Source organism: Streptomyces sp. NBC_00443 (assembly GCF_036014175.1).
Taxonomy (GTDB): Bacteria; Actinomycetota; Actinomycetes; order Streptomycetales; family Streptomycetaceae; genus Streptomyces.
This window is the reverse complement of the sequence record NZ_CP107917.1, coordinates 1,264,871-1,289,807: the sequence shown is the minus strand read 5'-3', so window position 1 is coordinate 1,289,807 and position 24,937 is coordinate 1,264,871. Positions and strand designations below refer to the sequence as shown.

17 protein-coding genes and 2 pseudogenes are annotated in these 24,937 nt (G+C 70.4%); 14 read left to right on the top strand and 5 right to left on the bottom strand.

The annotated features are described in order from the left end of the window. Window positions 1–157: 157 nt before the first annotated feature. Window positions 158–304, top strand: coding sequence for a morphogenic membrane protein MmpA (mmpA, locus tag OHO27_RS05850; RefSeq protein WP_164905106.1), 147 nt, complete (start codon window positions 158–160; stop codon window positions 302–304). Between the two features lie 27 nt (window positions 305–331). Here mmpA and OHO27_RS05845 read toward each other — a convergent pair whose 3' ends face one another. Further along, on the bottom strand, window positions 332–1,513 hold the full coding sequence (locus OHO27_RS05845; RefSeq protein WP_328420952.1) for a saccharopine dehydrogenase family protein: 1,182 nt from the start codon (window positions 1,511–1,513) through the stop codon (window positions 332–334). Between the two features lie 91 nt (window positions 1,514–1,604). On the opposite strand from OHO27_RS05845, the gene OHO27_RS05840 reads away from it, so the two are divergent. From OHO27_RS05840 to OHO27_RS05815, 6 genes are all read left to right on the top strand, one after another. After that, complete coding sequence (locus OHO27_RS05840) at window positions 1,605–1,988, top strand: MmcQ/YjbR family DNA-binding protein (RefSeq protein ID WP_328420951.1); 384 nt, start codon at window positions 1,605–1,607, stop codon at window positions 1,986–1,988. Between the two features lie 136 nt (window positions 1,989–2,124). Beyond that, entirely contained in the window at window positions 2,125–3,291 is a 1,167-nt protein-coding gene (locus OHO27_RS05835; RefSeq protein WP_328420949.1) for a CaiB/BaiF CoA transferase family protein, read from the top strand. Then, on the top strand, window positions 3,288–4,430 hold the full coding sequence (locus OHO27_RS05830; RefSeq protein ID WP_328420947.1) for an acyl-CoA dehydrogenase family protein: 1,143 nt from the start codon (window positions 3,288–3,290) through the stop codon (window positions 4,428–4,430). Before OHO27_RS05835 ends, OHO27_RS05830 begins: the two co-directional genes overlap by 4 nt. Before the next feature lie 44 nt (window positions 4,431–4,474). After that, window positions 4,475–5,689, top strand: coding sequence for an acetyl-CoA C-acetyltransferase (locus OHO27_RS05825; RefSeq protein ID WP_328420945.1), 1,215 nt, complete (start codon window positions 4,475–4,477; stop codon window positions 5,687–5,689). A 34-nt stretch (window positions 5,690–5,723) separates the two neighbouring features. After that, window positions 5,724–7,901 (top strand): 3-hydroxyacyl-CoA dehydrogenase NAD-binding domain-containing protein, encoded by a 2,178-nt coding sequence (locus OHO27_RS05820; RefSeq protein ID WP_328420943.1) that lies wholly within the window; start codon window positions 5,724–5,726, stop codon window positions 7,899–7,901. A 96-nt stretch (window positions 7,902–7,997) separates the two neighbouring features. Then, window positions 7,998–8,723, top strand: coding sequence for an SDR family NAD(P)-dependent oxidoreductase (locus tag OHO27_RS05815; RefSeq protein WP_328420940.1), 726 nt, complete (start codon window positions 7,998–8,000; stop codon window positions 8,721–8,723). On the opposite strand, the gene OHO27_RS05810 is transcribed toward OHO27_RS05815, so the two are convergent. Further along, complete coding sequence (locus OHO27_RS05810; protein ID WP_328420938.1) at window positions 8,700–9,431, bottom strand: MerR family transcriptional regulator; 732 nt, start codon at window positions 9,429–9,431, stop codon at window positions 8,700–8,702. The genes OHO27_RS05815 and OHO27_RS05810 overlap by 24 nt on opposite strands. Window positions 9,432–9,661: 230 nt before the next feature. Here OHO27_RS05810 and OHO27_RS05805 point away from each other — a divergent pair, with 230 nt between their 5' ends. Next, complete coding sequence (locus OHO27_RS05805; protein ID WP_328420936.1) at window positions 9,662–11,128, top strand: amino acid permease; 1,467 nt, start codon at window positions 9,662–9,664, stop codon at window positions 11,126–11,128. Window positions 11,129–11,376: 248 nt separating this feature from the next. After that, complete coding sequence (locus OHO27_RS05800) at window positions 11,377–12,288, top strand: PfkB family carbohydrate kinase (protein WP_328420934.1); 912 nt, start codon at window positions 11,377–11,379, stop codon at window positions 12,286–12,288. Window positions 12,289–12,302: 14 nt separating this feature from the next. On the opposite strand, the gene OHO27_RS05795 is transcribed toward OHO27_RS05800, so the two are convergent. Then, window positions 12,303–13,796, bottom strand: a complete 1,494-nt coding sequence (locus OHO27_RS05795) for a M1 family metallopeptidase (protein ID WP_328420932.1) — start codon at window positions 13,794–13,796, stop codon at window positions 12,303–12,305. Between the two features lie 208 nt (window positions 13,797–14,004). Between OHO27_RS05795 and OHO27_RS05790 the strand changes: the two genes are divergently transcribed. From OHO27_RS05790 to OHO27_RS05770, 5 genes and pseudogenes are all read left to right on the top strand, one after another. Beyond that, on the top strand, window positions 14,005–15,963 hold the full coding sequence (locus OHO27_RS05790; RefSeq protein WP_328420930.1) for a Xaa-Pro dipeptidyl-peptidase: 1,959 nt from the start codon (window positions 14,005–14,007) through the stop codon (window positions 15,961–15,963). Next, complete coding sequence (locus tag OHO27_RS05785; RefSeq protein WP_328420928.1) at window positions 15,960–17,231, top strand: M14 family metallopeptidase; 1,272 nt, start codon at window positions 15,960–15,962, stop codon at window positions 17,229–17,231. The genes OHO27_RS05790 and OHO27_RS05785 overlap by 4 nt, the downstream gene beginning before the upstream one ends. A gap of 88 nt (window positions 17,232–17,319) precedes the next feature. Then, complete coding sequence (locus OHO27_RS05780) at window positions 17,320–19,023, top strand: BCCT family transporter (RefSeq protein ID WP_328420926.1); 1,704 nt, start codon at window positions 17,320–17,322, stop codon at window positions 19,021–19,023. Window positions 19,024–19,194: 171 nt separating this feature from the next. Then, window positions 19,195–20,216 (top strand): annotated as a pseudogene (locus tag OHO27_RS05775) (oxidoreductase). A 45-nt stretch (window positions 20,217–20,261) separates the two neighbouring features. After that, window positions 20,262–21,902 (top strand): ABC-F family ATP-binding cassette domain-containing protein, encoded by a 1,641-nt coding sequence (locus OHO27_RS05770; RefSeq protein ID WP_328420924.1) that lies wholly within the window; start codon window positions 20,262–20,264, stop codon window positions 21,900–21,902. An 18-nt stretch (window positions 21,903–21,920) separates the two neighbouring features. On the opposite strand, the gene OHO27_RS05765 is transcribed toward OHO27_RS05770, so the two are convergent. Both OHO27_RS05765 and OHO27_RS05760 read right to left on the bottom strand, forming a co-directional pair. Further along, window positions 21,921–22,472 carry a putative glycolipid-binding domain-containing protein gene (locus tag OHO27_RS05765; protein ID WP_328420922.1) on the bottom strand — a complete coding sequence of 184 codons (552 nt, stop codon included), beginning with the start codon at window positions 22,470–22,472 and terminating at the stop codon, window positions 21,921–21,923. Window positions 22,473–22,552: 80 nt separating this feature from the next. Beyond that, window positions 22,553–24,927: pseudogene (locus OHO27_RS05760) on the bottom strand (Tex family protein). Window positions 24,928–24,937: the final 10 nt, after the last annotated feature.

Below are 24,937 nucleotides of genomic sequence, written 5' to 3'. Positions count from 1 at the left end.
TCGGGGGGCGGCAGCCCCCAGGGACGGGACGGGTAGGGCGGCGGGGGCGAAAACCCTCCCGGCGAGCAACAGAAGACCACCGCTCACGAGGGCTGAGTACATCGTCTGAGTACCCGTACGGATGCCAGCCCCTTGGGGCACTCGGCAGGCTGAGCCCATGACGACGCACCGCTCCCCCAAGCCCCTCGCCGACCCCGACCGCCCCGTCGAGCGCGCCGTGACGGCCGCGCTGGTTCTTGCCACGTTGGCCGGGCTCGGCTGGATCGTCGGGATGATCTACACGATCGCCGGGTGGCCGCTCTAGGCGCTGAGCGAAGGTTGCAGGAACGGTTCAGCGCGTGGCGGCCACCCGGAAGGTGATCCCCGCCGACCGCAGCCGCTCGATCAGGGCGTCTCCCATCGCGACGGCCGTCGTGACCTGCCCGGCCGTCGACGGCAGGTCGTCCAGGGCCAGGGACAGCGCCCCCTCGGCGAACATCTTGGCCGTCTCGCCGTACCCGGGGTCCCCGCCCGACACCTCGGTGAAGACCCGCCGGCCACCGCCCTCGCCGACGAAGCGGACGGAGAACCAGCTCTTCGCGCGCTTCTCCGGGCCGGGTCCCTCGCCCGGCTTGAGCCGGTCGGACAACCAGCGCCGGGCGGGCGGCAGTTGCGCGGCAGTGAAGAGGCCGCCCATCGCGGCGACGCCACCGAGCGCGATCGGCAGGTGCCGTACGGCGGCGTAGTGGCGGTAGCGGAAGTCCGGGCCGTAGCGGTCGAGGGCTCGCGCGGACCGCTTGACCACCTGCGGGTCGATCGTCGGCAGCGGCACCGCCCACGCGCCGACCTCCTTGGCGAACCGGGGCGCGCCCGTCGGAGCCTGGGCCCGACGCCCCATCAGCCGCGGCTCGTGCCGGGCCCGGTCACGCGCGGCGGCCAGCATCTGACGCCCGCGCGCGAACTGGTTCAGCGCCGACGCGAACGTGCCGCCCGAGAAGGTGGCATCGACGGTCACGAACCCGTCCACCGCCAGCGGCACGCCCTCCGGCAGCTGCTGGACGGTGAAGTACGCGCCCAGATCGTGCGGGACGGAGTCGAAACCGCAGGCGTGCACCAGCCGCGCACCCGTCTCTCGCGCGCGTGCGTCGTGCCGGACGTACGTCCGGTCCACGAACTCCGGCTCACCGGACAGATCGAGATAGTCGGCGCCGGTGTCCGCGCAGGCCGCGACGAGGTCCTCGCCGTACGTCACATAGGGGCCCACCGTCGTGGCCACCACGCGCGCCTGCTCGGCAAGACGGCGCATCGAGGCCGGATCGGAGACGTCCGCCTCCAGCAGCCCGACCCCCTTGCCGCCGTCCGGCAGCCGGTCGCGCAGCCGCTGCAGCTTCTCCTTGCTGCGACCGGCGATCGCCCAGCGCAACCCCTCGGGCGCCCGCGCGGCCAGGTACTCCGCGGTGAGAATCCCGACGAATCCCGTCGCTCCGAAGAGCACGATGTCGTACGGGCGATCCGTCCTGTCCAGCCTGGTCATGACACCCCTCGGTCTCGCAGCACGCGCCGTTGTCGGTGGCCGAGGCTAGCGTGAGGGGTGCGGAGCCCGACGACGAGCCCGGAGGTTAGCGGTGGCCGTGCCCAGGACTGCCCTGAAGAAGTGGGAAAAAGTACGTGAGTTCGCCCTCGGGATGCCGGGCGCCGTCGAGGAGTTCCCGTGGGGCGAGACGGTCGCGAAGGTCAACAAGAAGGTGTTCGTCTTCCTCGGCGTCGACGACGGCAGCTATCCGCTGGGCGTCACGTTGAAGCTCAAGGACGAGTCGGCCCACGCCCACGCCCTGACCTGCCCGGGTGCCGAACCCGCCGGATACGGGCTGGGCAAGGCGGGCTGGGTGAGCATCCCGCTGGAGCAGAAGGGCGCCCCGGCGGCGGGGCTGCTGTGCGACTGGGTGGAGGAGAGCTACCGGGTGATCGCACCGAAACGGCTGATAGCGGAGCTGGACGGGCGCGACTGACGCGATGGCACGGTGACCGGCAGGGTGACCGGCCGGTAAATTGGCTAAGCGCTTGCTCGTCAGGTCTTGTGTCTGCTGGAACACGTTCTTAGCATCACTGGTGTTACATCAGTTGTGTCACGCCAATGGGGGCAGGATGACAACGGCACCGACGCCCGGGCACGGCCCGCTCACCGGCGTGCGCGTGGTCGAGCTGGCCGGCATCGGGCCCGGCCCCTTCGCCGCCATGCTCCTGGCCGACCTGGGCGCCGACGTCGTCCGCGTGGACCGGCCCGGCGGCACGGGACTCGCCATCAACACCGAGTACGACATCACCAACCGCAACAAGCGCTCCGTGATCGTCGACCTGAAGTCCGCCGACGGCGCGGCCCGCGTCCTCGACCTCGCCGCCCGCGCCGACATCCTCATCGAGGGCAACCGCCCCGGCGTCGCCGAGCGCCTCGGCGTCGGCCCCGAGGCCTGCCACGCCCGCAACCCCCGCCTCGTCTACGGCCGCATGACCGGCTGGGGCCAGGAGGGGCCGCTGGCCCAACGTGCCGGACACGACATCGCGTACATCGCGCTCACCGGCACCCTCGGCATGATCGGCAGCCCCGACGAGCCCCCGGCGGTCCCCGCCAACCTGGTCGGCGACTACGCGGGCGGCTCCCTCTACCTCGTCGTCGGCGTCCTCGCCGCCCTCCACCACGCGCGCGCGGGCGGCACCGGCCAGGTCGTCGACGCCGCCATCGTCGACGGCACCTCCCACCTCGCCGCGATGATCCACGGCATGCTCGCCGCCGGCGGCTGGCAGGACCGGCGCGGGGCCAACCTCCTGGACGGCGGCTGCCCGTACTACGGCACCTACGAGACCGCCGACGGGCGGTACATGGCCGTGGGCGCCCTGGAGCCGCAGTTCTACGACGAGTTCGTGAGGCTCCTGGAGATCCCCGAGCATGCCGGCGCACGCAAGGACTGGGCCCGCTGGGGCGAGCTGCGCGAGGCGGTCGCGGCGCGCTTCAAGGCCCGTACCCGGGACGAGTGGACGGCCCTCTTCGAAGGGTCCGACGCGTGCGTGGCGCCCGTACTGTCCCTGCACGAGGCCCCGCACCACCCGCACCTGGCGGCCCGCGGCACCTTCACCGAGCACGGCGGCATCACCCAGCCCGCCCCCGCGCCCCGCTTCTCCGCGACCCCCACCGCCGTACGCACCGGCCCCGCCCAGCCGGGCGCCGACACCGCGGGTGTGGCCCGCGACTGGGACGTACCCGACCTGATGAAGGGCCTCGATGTGGAGGACGCCGGTATGAAGGGCCTCGAATGAAGCGGCAGATCTTCGCCCCCGAGCACGACGCGTTCCGCGCGACCGTGCGCAGCTTCCTGGCCAGGGAGGTGCTGCCGTACTACGAGCAGTGGGAGAAGGACGGCATCGTCTCCCGCGACGCCTGGCGCGCGGCCGGAAAGCAGGGCCTGCTCGGCTTCGCCGTGCCCGAGGAGTACGGAGGCGGCGGCACCCCCGACTTCCGCTACAGCGCCGTCCTCGCCGAGGAGTTCACACGCGCGGGCGCTCCGGGCCTCGCGCTCGGCCTGCACAACGACATCATCGGCCCCTACCTCACCTCGCTGGCCACCGACGAGCAGAAGCGGCGCTGGCTGCCCGGCTTCTGCGACGGCACGCTGATCACGGCCATCGCCATGACCGAACCCGGCGCCGGCTCCGACCTCCAGGGCATCCGCACCCACGCCGAGGACCGCGGCGACCACTGGGTCCTCAACGGCTCCAAGACGTTCATCTCCAACGGCATCCTCGCCGACCTGGTGATCGTGGTGGCGAAGACGACCCCCGAGGGCGGCGCGCACGGGCTGTCGCTGCTGGTCGTCGAGCGCGGCACGGCGGGCTTCGAGCGCGGCCGCAACCTCGACAAGATCGGCCAGAAGGCGCAGGACACGGCCGAGCTGTTCTTCCACGACGTCCGCGTGCCCAAGGAGAACCTCCTCGGCGACCTCGACGGCGCCTTCGTCCACCTGATGACGAACCTCGCGCAGGAGCGGCTGAGCATCGCGGTCTCCGCGATCGCCGCCGCCGAGCACCTGCTGGAGATCACCACCGAGTACGTCAAGGAACGCGAGGCCTTCGGCCGGCCGCTGGCCAGCAAGCAGCACGTCCGGTTCGAGATCGCCGAGATGGCCACCGAGTGTGCCGTCACCCGCACCTTCCTCGACCGCTGCATAGCGGACCACGACCACGGCGAGCTCGACGCCGTGCACGCCTCCATGGCCAAGTGGTGGGCGACCGAGCTGCAGAAGCGCGTCGCCGACCGCTGTCTGCAACTGCACGGCGGCTACGGCTACATGAGCGAATTCCCGGTAGCCCGGGCCTTCACCGACGGCCGTATCCAGACCATCTACGGCGGGACGACCGAGATCATGAAGGAGATCATCGGCCGTTCCCTGCTGGGCTAAGGCTCCTTCTGCTCGGCTGACCCTCATCCCCGAAAGGCTTCCCAGTGAGCACCGAAGCGTACGTGTACGACGCGATCCGCACTCCGCGCGGCCGCGGCAAGGCGAGCGGCGCCCTGCACGGCACCAAGCCGATCGACCTGGTCGTCGGCCTCATCCACGAACTCCGCGACCGCTTCCCGACCCTGGACCCGGCCGCGATCGACGACATCGTGCTCGGCGTCGTCGGCCCGGTCGGCGACCAGGGCTCCGACATCGCCCGCATCGCCGCGATCGCCGCCGGACTGCCGGACACGGTCGCGGGCGTGCAGGAGAACCGCTTCTGTGCGTCGGGCCTGGAAGCCGTGAACATGGCCGCCGCAAAGGTCCGTTCGGGCTTCGAGGACCTCGTCCTCGCGGGCGGCGTCGAGTCCATGTCCCGGGTGCCGATGGCTTCGGACGGGGGCGCCTGGTTCAACGACCCGATGACCAACCTCGCCGTCAACTTCGTGCCGCAGGGCATCGGCGCCGACCTGATCGCGACCATCGAGGGCTTCTCGCGCCGCGACGTCGACGAGTACGCGGCGCTCTCCCAGGAGCGGGCGGCGACGGCCTGGAAGGAGGGCCGCTTCGACCGCTCCGTCGTCCCGGTGAAGGACCGCAGCGGCCTCGTCGTCCTCGACCACGACGAGCACATGCGCCCCGGCACCACCGCCGACTCACTCGCCAAGCTGAAGGCGTCCTTCGCGGACATCGGCGACCTGGGCGGCTTCGACGCCGTCGCCCTGCAGAAGTACCACTGGGTCGAGAAGATCGACCACGTCCACCACGCGGGCAACTCCTCCGGCATCGTCGACGGCGCCTCGCTCGTCGCGATCGGCAACAAGGAGGTCGGCGAGCGCTACGGCCTCACCCCGCGCGCCCGCATCATCTCCGCCGCCGTCTCCGGCTCCGAGCCCACCATCATGCTCACCGGCCCCGCGCCCGCGACCCGCAAGGCGCTCGCCAAGGCCGGGCTGACCATCGACGACATCGACCTCGTCGAGATCAACGAGGCCTTCGCGGCCGTCGTCCTGCGCTTCGTGAAGGACATGGGCCTGTCCCTGGACAAGGTCAACGTCAACGGCGGCGCGATCGCCCTCGGCCACCCGCTCGGCGCGACCGGCGCGATGATCCTCGGCTCGCTCGTCGACGAACTGGAGCGCCAGGACAAGCGGTACGGCCTTGCCACGCTGTGCGTGGGCGGCGGCATGGGCATCGCCACGATCGTCGAGCGCATCTGACCCCCTCCCGACGGATCACACGGAGCACCTCCACATGAGCACTGAGTCCACCACCATCCGCTGGGAACAGGACCGCGCCGGCGTCGTCACGCTCGTCCTGGACGACCCGAACCAGTCCGCGAACACCATGAACCAGGCGTTCCGCGACTCTCTCGCCGTCATCACCGACCGGCTGGAGGCCGAGAAGGACACCATCCGCGGTGTCATCATCACCTCCGCCAAGAAGACCTTCTTCGCCGGCGGCGACCTGCGCGACCTGATCCGCGTCACGCCGGACACCGCGCAGGACCTCTTCGAGGGCGGCATGGCGATCAAGCGCCAGCTGCGGCGCATCGAAACCCTCGGCAAGCCGGTCGTCGCCGCGATGAACGGCGCGGCCCTGGGCGGCGGTTACGAGATCGCGCTCGCCTGCCACCACCGCATCGCCCTGGACGCGCCCGGCTCCAAGATCGGCTGCCCCGAGGTCACCCTCGGCCTGCTCCCGGGCGGAGGCGGCGTCGTCCGCACCGTCCGCCTCCTCGGCATCGCCGACGCCCTGCTGAAGGTCCTCCTCCAGGGCACCCAGTACAACCCGCAGCGCGCCCTGCAGAACGGCCTGATCGACGACGTGGCCGCCACCCAGGAGGAACTGCTCGCCAAGGCCCGCGCCTTCATCGAGGCCCACCCCGAGTCGCAGCAGCCCTGGGACCGGCCGGGCTACAAGATCCCCGGCGGCACGCCCGCCAACCCCAAGTTCGCGGCGAACCTGCCCGCCTTCCCGGCCAGCCTGCGCAAGCAGACCAACGGCGCCCCCTACCCGGCCCCGCGCAACATCCTCGCGGCCGCCGTCGAGGGCTCCCAGGTCGACTTCGAGACCGCGCAGGTCATCGAGGCGCGCTACTTCGTGGAGCTGGCGGCGGGCCAGACGTCCAAGAACATGATCCAGGCGTTCTTCTTCGACCTCCAGGCCGTCAACTCCGGCGCCAACCGGCCGACGGGCATCGAGCCCCGCAAGGTCCGCAAGGTCGCCGTCCTGGGCGCCGGGATGATGGGCGCTGGCATCGCCTACTCGTGCGCCCGCGCGGGCATCGAGGTCGTCCTGAAGGACGTGGCGCTGGAAGCCGCCGTCAAGGGCAAGGGCTACTCCGAGAAGCTGTGCGCCAAGGCGGTCTCCCGGGGCCGTACGACGCAGGAGAAGGCCGACGCGCTGCTGGCCCGCATCACACCGACGGCCGACCCGCAGGACGTGGCCGGCTGCGACGCGGTCATCGAGGCCGTCTTCGAGAACCCCGAGCTCAAGCACAAGGTCTTCCAGGAGATCCAGAGCATCGTCGAGCCGGACGCGCTGCTGTGCTCCAACACGTCGACGCTGCCGATCACGGTGCTCGCCGAGGGCGTGGACCGCCAGGCCGACTTCGTCGGACTGCATTTCTTCTCACCTGTCGACAAGATGCCGCTCGTCGAGATCATCAAGGGTGAGCGGACGGGTGACGAGGCGCTGGCCCGCGCCTTCGACCTGGTCCGGCAGATCAACAAGACGCCGATCGTCGTCAACGACTCCCGCGGCTTCTTCACCTCCCGCGTCATCGGCCACTTCATCAACGAGGGCGTGGCGATGGTCGGCGAGGGCATCGAGCCCGCGTCCGTGGAACAGGCGGCGGCCCAGGCGGGCTACCCGGCCAAGGTCCTGTCCCTGATGGACGAGCTGACGCTCACCCTCCCGCGCAAGATCCGCAACGAGTCGAAGCGGGCCGTGGAGGAGGCGGGCGGCGCGTGGAAGTCCCACCCCGCCGAGGCAGTCATCGACCGCATGGTCGACGAGTTCGGCCGCGAGGGCCGCAGCGGGGGAGCGGGCTTCTACGACTACGACGAGGCCGGCAAGCGCGCAGGCCTCTGGCCGGGGCTGCGCGAGCACTTCACCCGCGAGGGCGCGCAGATCCCGTTCCGGGACATGCAGGAACGCATGCTGTTCTCCGAGGCGCTTGACACCGTCCGGCTCCTGGAGGAAGGCGTCCTGACGTCGGTCGCCGACGCCAACATCGGCTCCGTCTTCGGCATCGGCTTCCCCGGCTGGACCGGCGGTGTCCTGCAGTACATCAACGGCTACGAAGGCGGCGTCGCCGGTTTCACGGCCCGCGCGCGTGAGCTGGCGCAGCAGTACGGCGACCGGTTCGCGCCGCCGGCGCTGCTGGTGGAGAAGGCGGAGAAGGGGGAGCGCTTCGCGGACGCGTGACGCCAGGGGCGGCGGGGGAGTTCTTCACCCCCGCCGCGGCCCGTCGGGAGCACAGGCACCCTTGCCCGGTTCCTGACGGCTCATCACACTCGCCTCATGGAGACGCGTACCGCACTGGTGACCGGAGCGGCACAGGGCCTCGGGCGGGAGTTCGCCGTCGCGCTCGCCGGGCGCGGGTACCGGGTCGCCGGTCTCGACCTCGTCCCGCAGCCGGAGACCGCCGGAAAGATCCTGGACTACGTGGAGTTGACGGCCGACGTCACCGACGAGACGCAGGTGTGCCAGGGACTGGAGCAGCTCATCGACCGGTTCGGCACACTGCATGTCGTGGTCAACAGCGCCGACGTCCACTCCGTGAACCCCTTCGAGGAGACGTCGGTCGAGGAGTGGCGCCGGATCATGCGCGTCAACCTGGAGGCGCCGTTCCTGGTGACCCGGGCCGCGCTGCCGTATCTGAAGGCGGCCGGCTGGGGCCGCGTCGTCAACATCGCCTCTGCGGCCGTACTCACCGCACCGCCCGCGATGGTCCCGTACGTCGCCTCGAAGATGGGCCTGATCGGCTTCACGCGTTCGCTCGCCGCGGCCCTCGCGCCGTACGGCATCACCGTCAACGCCATCGCGCCCAGCACGGTCCGCACCGCCCCGGCCGGGCGCAGGGCCGGCCCGGACAGCGGCTTCGAGCATGTCCGCGACCGGCAGACGGTGCCGAGGGCGCAGACACCGTCGGACCTTGTGTCGACGCTGCTGTACGTCGTCGACGAGGGCAGCGGCTTCCTGACCGGGCAGACGCTCAACGTGTCAGGCGGATCGGCCTTCCTCTGAGACGCCGCCCAGCCAGTCCCGCAGCTCCTCGCGCAGGGACCGCTGAAAGGTCGTCAACAGGGCCTGGACCACGAGAGGTTGCATGTGTGCGGACAGTGACTTCACGTCCTGCGCGGCACGTTGCGAAACCTCCCCGCGGAAGAGCTGTGCCAGCTCGTGCGCGGCGGACCGCGAGTGTTCGATGAGCACCTTGCGCGCCGCGAGGATCGCCTCCTGCGACAGCGGCACGTCCAGCAGCCCGACGCCCAGCCGCAGCAGCCCGAGGTCGACGCGATAGCCGGCACCGCCCTCGCCGCCGTCGTCCGGCTTCACCACACCCATCGCGGCCAGCCGCTCCACGTCGTCGTCGCCGAGCGCCCGCCCAGCCCGCCGCTCCAGCTCCGGCCGCGAGACCGTCTCCATCGCCTCCGGCGCCCAGGAGGCCACCACGGCCCGGTGAATGGCGAGGTCATGGGCGTCCAGATCCGGCGGCAGCTGCTGCACGTACCGCTCGATCGCCGCGAGCGTCATGCCCTGCTGCTGCAACTCCTCGATGAGCGCCAGCCGGGCCAGGTGCTCGCGCCCGTAGTGGCCCACTCTGCGCGGACCCAGCACCGGAGGCGGCAGCAGCCCTTTGGTGCCGTAGAACCGCACCGTGCGGACCGTCATGCCCGCCCGCGCGGCCAGCTCGTCGATCGTGAGGGTCGTCTCCTCGGTGCCGGTCGTCATGTGCAGCAGTATCGCTGTCTCACCGGTGCTGTGACACCTCCGGCGTCTCATGGGTCGGGGCGGGACCGCCGTGTGAGAAGTGACGCTGTGTGACGTCCGCCACCGCGTGAGCCGGGTGTTCTGGGGGAAGGTGAGCCCTTGGTCTGTGCACTTATCAAGCGCACAGGCCATACGTACGTCCGGCCACCCGAGCGCAATCCGCTCGGGCGCACCAGAGAGTGGTACCACCCGTGAGCAAGGACGCCGTGAACACGGCAGTGGCCGCACCCCGCACCGACGCGGCCCAGGTGCCCGCGGATGCGGGCGACGCCGGTTACAGCAAGGACCTCAAGGCCCGCCACGTCAACATGATCGCCATCGGCGGGGCCATCGGCACCGGCCTCTTCCTCGGCGCCGGCGGCCGCCTCCACGACGCGGGCCCGGCGCTGGCGATCGCCTACCTGGTCTGCGGCATCTTCGCCTTCTTCGTGGTGAGGGCCCTCGGCGAGCTCGTGCTCTACCGCCCCTCGTCGGGCTCGTTCGTGTCGTACGCGCGCGAGTTCCTCGGTGAGAAGGGTGCCTACGTCGCCGGCTGGATGTACTTCCTGAACTGGTCGACGACCGGCATCGCCGACATCACCGCGATCGCGCTCTACACGCACTACTGGAGCCTGTTCACCGACATTCCGCAGTGGGTGCTGGCCCTGATCGCCCTGGCGGTGGTCCTTGCGGTGAACCTGATCTCGGTGAAGATCTTCGGCGAGATGGAGTTCTGGTTCGCGATCATCAAGGTCGCCACGCTGGTGGCCTTCATGCTCGTCGGCATCTTCCTGCTGGCCACTCAGCATGAGGTGGGCGGTACGACGCCCGGCCTGAGCGTGATCACCGACAACGGCGGCGTCTTCCCGCACGGCCTGATGCCCGTCGTCCTGGTCATGCAGGGCGTGATCTTCGCGTACGCCGCCCTGGAGCTGGTCGGCGTCGCGGCCGGCGAGACCGCCGAGCCGGAGAAGGTCGTCCCGCGCGCGGTGAACTCGATCATGTGGCGCGTCGGCGTCTTCTACGTCGGCTCGGTCGTCCTGCTGGCCCTCCTCCTGCCCGGCTCGGTCTACTCGGCCGACCAGAGCCCGTTCGTCACCGTCCTGTCGAAGATCGGCGTTCCGGCAGCCGGCGACGTGATGAACCTGGTGGTCCTGACGGCGGCGATGTCCTCCCTCAACTCCGGCCTCTATTCGACGGGCCGCATCCTGCGCTCCATGGCGATGGCGGGCTCGGCCCCGAAGTTCACGGCCCGCATGAACCGCAGCCAGGTGCCCTACGGCGGCATCCTGCTCACCTGCGCGGTGTGCGTCCTCGGCGTCGGCCTGAACTACCTCATGCCCAGCCAGGCCTTCGAGATCGTGCTGAACGTCGCCTCCCTCGGCATCATCTCGACCTGGGTGATCATCATGATCTGCCACCTGGTCTTCGTCCGCCGCGCCAAGGCCGGCCTGGTGGAACGACCGCACTTCCGCCTCCCCGGCAGTCCGGTCACGGAGATCACCACGATCGTCTTCCTGCTCGCCTGCCTCGCCATGATGTGGAACGACCCCGAGGTCGGCCGCAAGACCCTCCTCCTCATCCCGGTGATCGCCGCGATGCTGGTCGCAGGCTGGTACGCGATCCGCCGCAGGGCGACCCGCACGGAGGACCAGGAGCTGACCGAGCTCACGAAGTAGTCCGAAGGCCGTTGTCAGAGGCGGCCTCTACGGTGGCGTCATGTCGGAGATCACGAATGTCCGGGGTGCCGCCACCGTTCCGTTGGGCATGCTCGTCAAGGTGATCGCCGAGAGCTTGTCGTCGTACGGTCAGGGATGCGCCCCAGGGGGGCGCGGGGAACTGCGCGACCAGCCACGTACGACCCGCGGACACCCGCTGTCCTGCGGGCCCACGGCGAGAGATCCGTTTACGACCACGGGGGCCAGAGTTGAGCCATGACACCGACGTCCTCGTGCTGGGCGGCGCCGGCGTGGACACCATCGTGTACGTCCCCGAGCTGCCGCTCCCGTACGCCGACAGTTACATGATCGACTCGGGGATCCGCACCCGCGCCGGGCAGACCGGGGACTTCGTGGCCGTCGGTCTGAGCAGCCTCGGCCTGCGCACCCACCACGTCGACTTTCTCGGCGAGGACCCCGAGGGCGACCTCGTGCGCGCCCTGCACGGCGAGCACGGCATCGCCCTCACCGCGATCCCGCAGCCCGCCGGCACCAAGCGCGCGGTCAACCTGGTCGGGCCGGACGGACGGCGGCTGTCCCTCTACGACACAAGCCGCGGACACGCCGAGGACCGCCTGCCGGAAGAGACGGTCCGGGCTCTCGCCGACGCGAGCCGACATGTCCACGTCTCCATCACCCAGCCGTGCGCCCACGCCCTGCCCACCCTCCGCGACGCCGGTGCCACGCTCTCCACCGACCTCCACAACTGGGACGGCGAGAACCCCTACCACGAGTCGTTCGCCTACGCATCGGACGTCGTGTTCCTCTCGACCGCCGCCCTGGACGACCCCGAGCGGACCATGCGCCGAATCGCCGAGCGGGGGAGGGCCGAGGTGGTCGTGGCCACGGCCGGAGCCGAGGGCGCCTACCTGCTGACCGACGGCGAACTCAGTCACGTCCCGCCGGTGCGGCCCGCAGTCCCCGTGGTCGACTCCAACGGCGCCGGTGACGCCTTCGCCGCCGCCTTCCTCTACGGCAGGCTCACCGGCGAGCCACCGCACCGATGCGCGTTGTACGGCGCGGTGGCCGGCGCCCATGCCTGCACGGTGCCGTCGACGCGGACGGCACCGATAGGACGGGACGAACTCATCGAGCGCGCAGCCGCATTCGAGGGTTCGTAGGACGCCCCAGGACGTCAGTGCTCGTGCACGCCATTCGTCGCCGCGATCTTCTTCCAGGACTTCGGCTGCACCGGATCCGTGCCCGGCCTGGCGATGGACGCCGCGCGTGCCGCCGGCGCGGTCGGCTTCGACGGCTCGTACAGCCAGGTGTCGAAGAGCGCCGCCAGCGGCTGCCCGGACACCTCCTCGGCGTATCGCCGGAAGTCCGCCACCGACGCGTTGCCGTAGGCGTACTTCTGCGTCCAGCCCTTGAGGATGGCGAAGAACGCCTCGTCCCCGATCTCGTTGCGCAGCGCCTGCAGGGTCAGCGCACCCCGGTCGTAGACGGCGATGTGGAACTGCTTCTCCGGCCCCGGATCGCCGGGCTTGACCGTCCAGAACGCGTCGTCGGCCGCACGCGAGGCGTACACGTAGTCGGCGATCTCCTGCGCCGTCCCCTCACCCTCGTGCTCCGACCACAGCCACTGCGCGTAGCGGGCGAACCCCTCGTTGATCCAGATGTCCTTCCAGTCCTTCACGGACACCAGGTCGCCGTACCACTGGTGGGCGATCTCATGGACGACGACAGAGGTGTTCGTCCCGTTCGCGAAGTTCGACGGGCTGTAGAACGGCCGGGTCTGCGTCTCCAGCGCATACCCGGTGTTCGTGTTCGGCACATAGCCGCCGAGCGCGTTGTAGGGGTACGGCCCGAAGTACCCGGTCAGCCAGTCGGCGATCTCCCCGGTCCGCTCGATGCTCGCCCGCGCCGCGCCGGCATGGGCGCCCAGGTCCTTGCTGTAGGCGTTGATGACCGGAATGCCGCTCTCGCTCGTCCCCGTCGTCACGTCAAACTTGCCGACCGCGAGCGTGGCGAGATATGTGGCCTGCGGTTTGTCGGAGCGCCAGTTGTAGCGGGTCCAGCCCAGGCGTGAACTCGTCGACTGCAGCGTGCCGTTGGAGATGGCCTGGCTCCCGTCCGGGACCAGCACCGAGACGTCGTACGTCGCCTTGTCGAGCGGGTGGTCGTTGCTGGGGAACCACCACCATGCGGCCTCGGGCTCGTTCGCCCCGACTCCGCCGTCCGCTGTGCGGTGCCAGCTGGTGAAGCCGTACGCCTCCTTCGAAGACGGCACGCCGCGGTAGCGCACGACCACCGTGACATCCGTGCCCTTGGCCAGCGGCTTCTTCGGCGTGATCTCCAGCTCGTGCTCGCCCGAGGTCGCGAACGACGCCTTCGCGCCGTTGACCCGGACCTCGCTGACGTCCAGCAGGAAATCCAGATTGAACCGGGACAGATCCTGCGTGGTCCTCGCCAGCAGCGTCGCCGTCCCCTCCAGTTCGTCCGTGGCCGGCTGGTACTTCAGCCGGAGGTCGTAGTGGGAGACGTCGTATCCGCCGTTGCCGTAGGCCGGGTAGTAGGGGTCGCCGATGCCCGGAGCGCCGGGGGAGTGGCTCGCGGCCGACGCCGGGATCGCCAGCATCAGCGAGGCGGCCGCCAGTGCGCCCGGCGCCATGAATCTGCGGTGCACGAAAGCTCCAAGTCGTAGGGGCCCGAAGTCTGTCCGGAGCCTATTCACCACCTGTGTCACGGGTGTGTCCATGACCACGGCTGTCACACGATCGCCATTCGGCCGACATGAGTCCACTCGCCCGGCAGACGTTTATCGGCCACGCATGGCCTCACACACCATCAGCCGCCCCCTTCTGCACGAGAGTTGACCGATGTACCGTCCGCGCATGCCGAAACGCATGCGCTTCACGATCTGGAGACCGCTCGCGACGGTGGCCGCAGCCGCACTCGCGGCCACGTTCCTCTCACCCGCGACGGCGCACGCCGCCCCGCGGGAGAGCAAGCCCGTGTACTCGTACGAGAACGCCATCCGCGAGGCCGTATGGGTGGACACCGGACTCGACGACGACCGCGACGGAAAGAACGACCGCGTCGCCGTCGACGTCGTCCGCCCCCGGGAGACGGCCGCGCAGGGCCGCAGGATCCCCGTCATCATGGACGCCAGCCCGTACTACTCCTGCTGCGGGCGCGGCAACGAGAGTCAGAAGAAGACGTACGACGCCGACGGCGACGTCGTCCAGATGCCGCTGTTCTACGACAACTACTTCGTGCCCCGCGGCTACGCCTTCGTCGGCGTCGACCTCGCCGGCACCAACCGCTCCGACGGCTGCGTGGACGTCGGCGGCCGCTCCGACATCCTCTCCGCGAAGGCCGTCGTCGACTGGCTGAACGGCCGCGGCAAGGCGTACACGACCCGCACCGGCACGACCAAGTCCAAGGCGAACTGGACCAACGGCCGCACGGGCATGATCGGCAAGAGCTGGGACGGCACCATCGCCAACGGCGTCGCCGCAACCGGCGTCGAGGGCCTGAGGACCATCGTCCCGATCAGCGCCATCTCCTCCTGGTACGACTACTACTTCCAGCAGGGCGCCCCGCTGTACGACTCCGGCCCCGAGTGGCTCTCCGACTACGTCAACAGCCCCGACGCTCGCGCCAAGTGCGGCGCCGTCCAGCAAAAGCTCATCGACGGTGCCCCGCGCACGGGTGACTGGACGCAGCTGTGGACCGAGCGTGACTACGTGAAGGACGCGCGCAAGGTCAGGGCGAGCGTCTTCCTGATCCACGGCATGCAGGACCTCAACGTCCGTATGAAGCACGTCGGCCAGTGGTGGGACGCCCTGGCGAAGCACGGCGTCGAGCGCAAGATCTGGCTCTCCCAGACCGGCCACGTCGACCCCTTCGACTTCCGCCGCGCCGAGTGGGTCGACACCCTGCACCGCTGGTTCGACCACGAACTCCTCGGCTACGACAACGGCATCGACCGTGAGCCGATGGCCGACATCGAGCGCCACCCCGACCAGTGGGCCACCTCCAAGGTCTGGCCGCCGCGCGGCACCGACCCGACCACCCTGCGCCCCGCCAAGGGCACCGAGGCCGGCGTCGGCACCCTCGGCCTGCGCAAGGGCAAGGGCACCGAGACCTTCACCGACGACCCGCAGCACAGCGAGACCGACTGGGCCGCGAACATCGACCGGACCACCCCGGACAAGGCGGGCTTCGTCACCAAGCCGCTCACCCGCGACCTGCGTCTGTCCGGCTCCTCCGAGGTCACGGTCACCGCCACCCCGACCACCTCGACGGCCCACCTCTCCGCCGTCCTCGTGGACGTCGGCCCCGACACCATCCGCGACTACGCGTCCAGCGGCGAAGGCATCACCACCCTCACCGACCGCACCTGCTGGGGCGCGAGCACCACCGGAGACAGCTCCTGCTTCAAGGAGACACGGGCCAAGACGGCCGACGTCGGCTACACCGTCGTCAGCCGCGGCTGGGCCGACCTGGGCAACCACGCCTCCGACCTGAAGGGGGCACCGCTCACCCCGGGCAAGACGTACACGATCAGCCTCGACCTGGCGGCCACCGACCACGTGGTGCCGGCCGGCCACCGCCTCGCCCTGATCGTCGCGGGCACGGACAAGGACCTGATCGACCCTCCGTCGACCAAGCCGACGCTCCCCCTCGATCTCTCCCGTACGAAGGCCCGCGTCCCGCTGGTCGGCGGCGCCCACGCCTTCGCGCGCGCCACGGCGGGCTCCGTCTCCGCAGCTCCCGAGGCCGCACCCCTGGACGGTCCGACCGCATCCCGCACCACGACTCACCGCATCCCGGAGGGAGGCCAGTGACCCGCACCCGAGCAGTCACCCTGGTCGCCGCGGCCCTCGCCGCATCCATCGTCGCCATACCGGCCCACGCCGCCGACTCCACGCCCCGCACCGGCTTCGAGAAGTCGAACGGCGCCCGCTGGACCAGCCAGCCCGAGGAGCAGGACTTCCTCGCGGCCGTCGACAAGGCGAGCAAGCGGGTCACCGTCACCCGCATCGGTACGACGAAGCAGGACCGCCCGCTCCAGCTCGTCCGGATCGGCACCCGCCCCACCCCGAACAAGGTGCTGCTCATCTGCAGCCAGCACGGCGACGAACCCTCCGGCCGCGAGGCCTGTCTGTCCACCGTCCGCGACCTGGCCTACGCGAAGGACCGGCAGACCCGGCGCTTCCTGGAGCGCACCACCCTGCTGGTGGTGCCCACTGCCAACCCCGACGGCCGGGCCGCCGACACCCGCGGCAACAGCGACGGCGTGGACGTCAACCGCGACCACCTCGCACTCCAGACCGCCGAGGGACGCGCCATGGCCGCGCTCATCCGCGACCAGCGCCCCGACGTGATCTACGACCTCCACGAGTACGGCGCCACACCCCCGTACTACGACAAGGACCTGTTCGACCTGTGGCCGCGCAACCTCAACACCGACGACCGTGTCCACGACGCGGCGCAGGCCCTCTCCGAGTCGTACGTGCGCCCCGCCGCGTCCGGCGCCGGTTACTCGACCGGCACGTACGGGATCTGGACGGACCCCGTAACGGGCGAGCCGATCAAGCAGGTCGCCGGTGACGGGCAGGAACGCATCCTGCGGAACATGTCCGGCGTCAAGCACTCGCTGGGGCTGCTGATCGAGAGCCGCGTCGATCCGATGACCGAGGAGGAGAAGGCCGACGAGTCGCTCAACAACCGGCGTCGGGTGTACTCCCAAGTCGCCGCGCTGGACGGCCTGTTCGACTTCACCGACGCCCGTCGAGGACAGGTCGAGGCGGCGACCGGCCTGGCCAGGCTCGCGGGGCTCGCCGACACGGGATCCGTCTACATCGGCGGCGCCGACAACGACCCGGCCGAACCCGCCGAGGTGATCGCCGACCCGCCCTGCGGATACCGGCTCACCACCGACCAGTACGCCCAGGTCAAGGACGAGCTCGCACTGCACGGAGTGAGGGCGAAATCGACCACTACAGGTGCGTTTGTTCCGCTTCGTCAGTCCTTGCGTGCCCTTGTTCCGCTACTTCTGGACGAGCGCGCTCCGTACCACCTGACTGCTGCTGAGCCGGACACCCACTGCTGAAACGGCTGCGATCGGCGGAATCTGTGGTAGGTCCTGGGAGACGACGTGGAGACGGCGTATCCACGGTTTCCCGGGGAAGGTGCCGCAGATGACTGACGATCTTAAGAAGAGAGGTGGCCGGGAAGACCCTGCGGACGACTCCGGCCACCGCAGCACCGACCGAGTGGTGTTCGGCGTCACCGCCGTCATCACCCTGGCCTTCGTGATCTGGGGCTGGGCGGCCACGGACTCGCTGGAGAGCGTGTCCACGAAGATGCTCGACGGCCTGATCCACAACGGCGGCTGGGCCTTCATGCTCGCCGCCTCCTGCTTCGTGGTCTTCGCCCTGTGGCTGGCGATCAGCCGCTACGGCCGCATCCACCTCGGCGCCGAGGGCGAGGAGCCCGAATTCAAGACCGTGTCCTGGGTCGCGATGATGTTCAGCGCGGGCATGGGTATCGGACTGATGTTCTACGGCGTGAGCGAGCCGCTCTCGCACTACAACACTCCACCGCCCGGCACCAACCCCGCCGACTCCGCAGAGCGCATGGAGACGGCGATGGCCACCACCCTCTTCCACTGGACGCTGCACCCCTGGGCGATCTACGCGGTGGTCGGCCTCGCCATCGCCTACAGCACCTTCCGCAAGCGCCGGCGCCAGACCATCAGCGCGGTGTTCACCCCGCTGATCGGTGAGAAGCACGCCAACGGCAGCGCGGGCCGGGTGATCGACATCCTCGCGATCATCGCCACCGTCTTCGGCTCCGCGGCCTCCCTCGGCCTCGGCGCGCTCCAGATCGGCTCCGGCTTCCAGGAGCTGGACTGGATGGACGACGTGAGCGAGGGCCTGCTCGTCGCCATCATCGCCGTACTGACCCTGGCCTTCGTCGCCTCGGCCGTCTCCGGCATCGAGCGGGGCATCCAGTGGCTGTCCAACACCAACATGGTGCTCGCCCTGATTCTCGCGGTCTTCGTGTTCATCGCGGGCCCCACGATCATCGTGCTCGACCTGCTGCCCACCTCGATCTTCGCCTACCTGGGGGACCTGCCCCAGCTCGCCGGCCGCACCGAGGCCAGCGGCGGCGAGGGTGTCGCGGACTGGCTCGGCAGCTGGACCGTCTTCTACTGGGCCTGGTGGATCTCCTGGACGCCCTTCGTGGGCATGTTCATCGCCCGCATCAGCCGTGGGCGCACCATCCGGCAGTTCGTCGGCGGCGTCATCCTCGTGCCCAGCACCGTCAGCCTGATCTGGTTCGCGGTCTTCGGCGGTACGGCGATGAAGCTGAAGGAGGGCGGCGCCCTCGGCGGCGAGGAGACCCCCGAGGGTCAACTCTTCGCCGTCCTGCAGGAGTTCCCGATCGCGACCGCCACCAGCCTGCTGGTGATGATCCTGGTCGGCATCTTCTTCGTCTCGGGTGCCGACGCCGCGTCCATCGTGATGGGCACGCTGTCCCAGAAGGGCGCGCTGGAACCCGGCCGGTTCGTCGTCGTGTTCTGGGGTGTGGTGACCGGAGCCGTCGCCGCCATCATGCTGCTCGTCGGCAGCGGCCAGGGCGACGCGCTGACCGGCCTGCAGAACCTCACGATCCTGGCCGCCGCGCCGTTCGTCCTCGTGATGATCGGCATGTGCGTCGCACTCGTGCGCGACCTGCGCCGGGACCCGATCATCGTGCGCACCGAGATGGGCTCCGAGGCCGTCGAACTCGCGGTGATCGAGGGCCACAAGAAGTATGACGGAGACTTCGAGATCAGGGTCGGCCCGGGCGCCGGCACCGGGACGGAGGGCGACCCGCTGGGCCACGACCACGGCTGAGCGGTACGCGCGCACGCGGGAGGGGGCGAGCCGGAGAGCCGCCTCCTCCGCGTGCCTCGCCCCCCGGTGGGCGACGCGTTCGCTCGGTCAGCTGTTCGCAGTCAGCCAGGGACGTATGCGGAATATGTCATGCCGCGCTCATTTCGGTGCCGCCCTGGGGATACTCACAGCATGTCTGCCGAGTACGCGACCTTCGGCCTGGCACCGGCGATGCGTGCCGGTGGCGTCCTCGCCAACGGTGACTACCAGGTGCACCGGGACTTCGTGGACTTCATCGTCGACGGACGCCCGCTGCTGTTCCAGCTCTCCGACCTCGACGCCGTCTCCCCCCTCGCCTCCGACGTCCCGCCCGCCATCTTCACCGCACAGGTCCGCAGCCTGCTGCTGGAGGCGGAGGCCCCGCTTCCAGGCGGCCGCTATGTCATCTACGGCTGCCCCGAATGCGAGGACCTCGCCTGCGGCGCGGTCACCGCGCTCATCGACAAGGAGGGCGACGACTACATCTGGCGGGACTTCGCCTGGCAGACCGACGAACACGCCGACCTGGAGCTCAACGGCTACCACGGCATCGGGCCCTTCCGCTTCCACTCCGCCGAGTACCGCTCGGCGCTGGGCTCCCTGCTCGACGGCGACTCCGAGGCGCCGCGCCGCCGGGTCCTGCTGATCGGCGCCCGCGTCGCCCTCCTGGCCAAGCTCGCCGCCGCCCTGCGCACCATCGGCATCGGCGCCGAGATCACCCACGACGTGAGCGGCGTCGCCGTCGACGAACTGCGCACCTACGGCGCCGTCGCCTTCGGCCGTGGCATCGGCGAGGAACAGCGCGCCGCCGCACGCCGCGCCTTCACGGAGGCCGGAGTCACCGTGGCGTACGTCGACGGCCTCGCGCCGATCGTGCCGTTGCTGGTCGCACAGATCGAACACGCCCTGGACCGCAGCCCGGTCGAACAGCGGCGCCTGACCCGTCTGGTGGCCGCCGACGGCGAGGCGGGCGTCGAGGTCACCTCGCCGTGCCGCGTCCAGCTCACCGCGTACCGCGTCGACCGCCTCTACCGAACCCACACCCACGAGCTCTTCGACGGCGTCCTGGAACCGGGCCGCCACCGCATCGCGCTGGACGCGAAGGCAGTGAAGGGGGAGTCGTTCGTGGTGGCGCGGACCTCGGGGGTGTGCTGGTGGAGGCGATGGCGCGCTGAAACGAAGGTGCTCGCGGCCCTGCACGGCGACTAGGATCGCGCTCTGTGAGTGCCACCCTCGTCGCCAAGAACCTCGCCGCCGGCCACGGCGACCGTTCCCTGTTCAGCGGGCTCGACCTCGTCGTCGCGCCCGGAGATGTGATCGGCCTGGTCGGGGCCAACGGCGCGGGCAAGTCCACGCTGCTGCGCCTGCTCGCCGGGCTGACCGCACCGGAGGAGGGCGAGCTGCGGCTGTCCCCGCCGACCGCGACCGTCGGTCACCTCCCGCAGGAGCCGGAGCGGCGGCCGGGCGAGACCGTACGGGAGTTCCTGGCCCGGCGCACCGGAGTCGCCGAGGCCCAGCGTGCGATGGACGAGGCGACACAGGCCCTTGTCGACGGGGCACCGGGCGCCGACGACGCGTACGCGACGAGCCTGGAGCGCTGGCTCGGCCTCGGCGGCGCCGACCTCGACGAGCGGGCGGAGGAGACCGCCGACTCGCTGGGCCTGGCCGTGGACCTGGACCAGCCGATGACCTCCCTGTCCGGCGGCCAGGCGGCACGAGCGGGCCTCGCCTCGCTGCTCCTGTCGCGCTACGACGTCTTCCTGCTCGACGAGCCGACGAACGACCTGGACCTCGACGGCCTGGAGCGCCTGGAGCGCTTCGTCGGCGGCCTGCGCGCCGGCACCGTGGTCGTCAGCCATGACCGTGAGTTCCTCACCCGCACGGTCACCAAGGTCCTCGAACTCGACCTCGCCCAGCAGCAGATCAACCTCTACGGCGGCGGCTACCAGGGCTACCTGGAGGAGCGCGACGTGGCCCGCCGCCACGCCCGCGACGACTACGAGGAGTACGCCGACAAGAAGTCCGCCCTCCAGGACCGGGCGCAGACCCAGCGCGCCTGGATGGACAAGGGCGTGAAGAACGCGCGGCGCAAGGCGAGCAACGACAACGACAAGATCGGCCGCAAGTTCCGCAGCGAGGCCAGCGAGAAGCAGGCCGCGAAGGCCCGCCAGACCCAGCGCATGATCGAGCGCCTGGAGGTCGTCGACGAGCCGCGCAAGGAGTGGGACCTGCGCATGGAGATCGCCTCGGCACCGCGTTCGGGCGCGGTGGTCGCGACGCTGCGGGACGCCGAGGTACGACGCGGTGACTTCAGCCTCGGTCCGGTCTCCCTGCAGATCGACTGGGCGGACCGGGTGGCCGTCACGGGCGCCAATGGCGCGGGCAAGTCGACGCTGCTGGGCGCCCTGCTGGGCCGCATCCCCCTCACCGCAGGACAGTCGGCGCTCGGCTCCGGCGTCCTGATCGGCGAGGTCGACCAGGCCCGCAAGCTGTTCCACGGCGAGGAGTCCCTGCTGGACGCCTTCTGCGTCGCGGTCCCGGACACCGAACCGGCGGAAGTGCGCACCCTCCTGGCCAAGTTCGGACTGAAGTCGGACCATGTCCTGCGCTCGGCGGCCACCCTCTCCCCGGGTGAACGCACCCGGGCCGCGCTCGCGCTGCTGCAGGGCCGGGGCGTCAACCTCCTGGTCCTCGACGAGCCGACCAACCACCTCGACCTGCCGGCCATCGAGCAACTGGAATCGGCCCTGGACGCCTACGAGGGCACGCTGCTCCTGGTCACCCACGACCGCCGGATGCTCGACGCGGTCCATGTCACGCGTCGCCTGGAGGTCGCCGACGGCAAGGTGACCGGGCGCTAGCGACGACCTCCGACCGGCTCAAGCGAGCCGGTCGGCCAGCTCCGGGTAGTCGACGACGAACCCGTCGTCGTCGAACTCGATGTCGCTGCGGAAGTCGCCGGAGGCGAAGCGAATCCGGTTGTGCCCCAGATGCGTGTAGGTCTGGCGTGACGGGAGGACGGCCAGATCGGGCACCGACACCCATGCCATCAGGAACTCGCGTTCCCCGGGCGCCAGACGCAGCCCGTGCCGCAGCACCGGCATCGTGTTGGTGAGCGGGCACAGGCCCAGGTCGCAGTCGAGGGCGCCGTCCACGCCGGGCACGTGCTCGCCGTCGGCCGTCCACCGGCCCGCCCCGTCGTGCCGCAGGTCGAGCGTGCGGGTGCCGGCCGCGGACTCGGCGGTGACGCGCAGCCGCCGCGTCACGAAGCCGTCCGCCGTGTCGAGTTCGTACGAGATCCAGTACGGCTCCGGCGTCGTCCCGACCGCTCGGCCGCGGGCTCGCAGGGCGTCGTCGCCGAGCTCGGTCCACGCGGTCTCGACGCCCTTGCTCCCCGACACCGCCCAGGTGATGACACGCGACTTCGGCATGCCGTCACCCTAGGTGCGAACGGGCCCGGACCCTCCGCGTCACATCCGTGTCGTGCGGAGAGTCCGGGTCTGCCCGTCTGTCAGCGCTTGCCCTTGGGGTCGGCCAGACCCGCGCGGCGCAGGGCGTCGGCCATCGCGCTGTTCGCCGGCGGCGGTGCCTGGCGCGAACCGCCACCGCCACCGCCGCCTCCGCCGCGGCCCTGGCGCTGCTGGGGCGGCCGCCCGCCCCGCTGCCGGCGCTCGCCGCCGCCCCGCCCTGCTGACGCTCGGGAGCCGCCTCGTCGTCGAGGCGCAGGGTCAGGGAGATCCGCTTGCGCGGGATGTCGACGTCGAGGACCTTCACCTTGACGATGTCACCGGGCTTGACCACGTCCCGCGGGTCCTTGACGAAGGTCTTCGACAGCGCGGAGACATGCACCAGCCCGTCCTGGTGGACACCGACGTCCACGAACGCCCCGAAGGCCGCCACGTTCGTCACGACACCCTCCAGGACCATCCCGGACGCCAGGTCGGAGATCTTCTCGACACCGTCCTTGAAGGTGGCCGTCTTGAAGGCGGGACGCGGGTCGCGCCCGGGCTTCTCCAGCTCCTTGAGGATGTCCGTGACGGTCGGCAGACCGAACGTCTCGTCCACGTAGTCGTTCGCCTTGAGCGACCGCAGCACGCTCGTGTTGCCGACGAGCGAGGCGACCTCCTGGCCCGACGTCTTCACCATCCGCCGGACCACCGGGTACGCCTCGGGGTGCACGCTGGACGCGTCCAGCGGGTCGTCGCCGCCGCGGATGCGCAGGAAGCCCGCGCACTGCTCGTACGCCTTCGGGCCGAGCCGTGCCACGTTCTTCAGCTGCGAGCGGGACTTGAACGGGCCGTTCGCGTCGCGGTGGGACACGATGTTCTCGGCGAGCCCGGAGGTGATGCCGGAGACGCGCGCGAGCAGCGGAGCGGAGGCGGTGTTGACGTCGACGCCGACGCCGTTCACACAGTCCTCCACCACCGCGTCCAGCGAGCGCGACAGCTTCACCTCGGACAGGTCGTGCTGGTACTGGCCGACGCCGATCGACTTCGGGTCGATCTTCACCAGCTCGGCGAGCGGGTCCTGGAGCCGGCGCGCGATGGAGACCGCGCCGCGCAGCGACACGTCCATGTCGGGCAGCTCCTGCGAGGCGAACGCGGAGGCCGAGTACACCGAGGCGCCGGCCTCGGACACCATCACTTTGGTGAGCTGCAACTCCGGGTGCTTGGTGATCAGTTCACCGGCGAGCTTGTCCGTCTCGCGCGACGCCGTGCCATTGCCGATCGCGACCAGGTCGACCGCGTGCTCCTTCGCCAGGCGGGCGAGCTTGGCGATCGCCTCGTCCCACTTGTTCGCCGGGACGTGCGGATAGATGACGTCCGTGGCCACAACCTTGCCGGTGGCGTCGACGACGGCGACCTTCACACCCGTACGGAAGCCGGGGTCCAGGCCCAGCGTCGCGCGCGTGCCGGCCGGGGCGGCGAGCAGCAGGTCGCGGAGGTTGGCCGCGAACACGCCTACGGCCTCGTCCTCGGCGGCCGTGCGCAGGCGCAGGCGCAGATCGATGCCGAGGTGGACGAGGATGCGGGTCCGCCAGGCCCAGCGGACCGTGTCCGTCAGCCACTTGTCGGCGGGGCGGCCGCGGTCGGCGATCGCGTACTTGTGGGCGACGATGCCCTCGTACGACGAGGGCCCCTCGGTGGGCTCCTCCGGCTCCAGGACGAGGTCGAGGACCTCCTCCTTCTCGCCACGCAGCATCGCCAGGATGCGGTGCGAGGGCAGCTCGGTGAACGGCTCGGCGAAGTCGAAGTAGTCCGCGAACTTCGCGCCCGCCTCCTCCTTGCCCTCCCGCACCTTGGCGGCCAGCCGGCCGCGCCCCCACATGCGCTCGCGCAGCTCGCCGATCAGGTCGGCGTCCTCTGAGAACCGCTCCGTGAGGATCGCCCGGGCGCCGTCCAGGGCGGCCTGCGGATCGGCCACGCCCTTGTCTGCGTCCACGAACGCCGCGGCGGCCGCGAGGGGGTCGACCGTCCGGTCGCCGAGCAGTCCCTCGGCGAGGGGCTCGAGACCGGCCTCGCGGGCGATCTGTGCCTTGGTCCTGCGCTTGGGCTTGTACGGCAGATAGATGTCCTCGAGCCGCGCCTTCGTCTCGGCGCCGCGGATGCGGGCCTCCAACTCCTCGGTCAGCTTGCCCTGCTCACGCACCGACTCGAGGATCGCGGTGCGCCGCTCCTCCAGCTCCCGCAGATAGCGCAGCCGCTCCTCGAGCGTGCGCAGCTGCGCATCGTCGAGCATCTCGGTCGCTTCCTTGCGGTAGCGGGCGATGAAGGGCACCGTCGAACCGCCGTCGAGCAGCTCCACGGCAGCCTTCACCTGCCGCTCTCGTACGCCGAGCTCCGCGGCGATCCTGTCTTCGATGGACCCTACGAGGGGTGTCGTCACGATCCCGTAC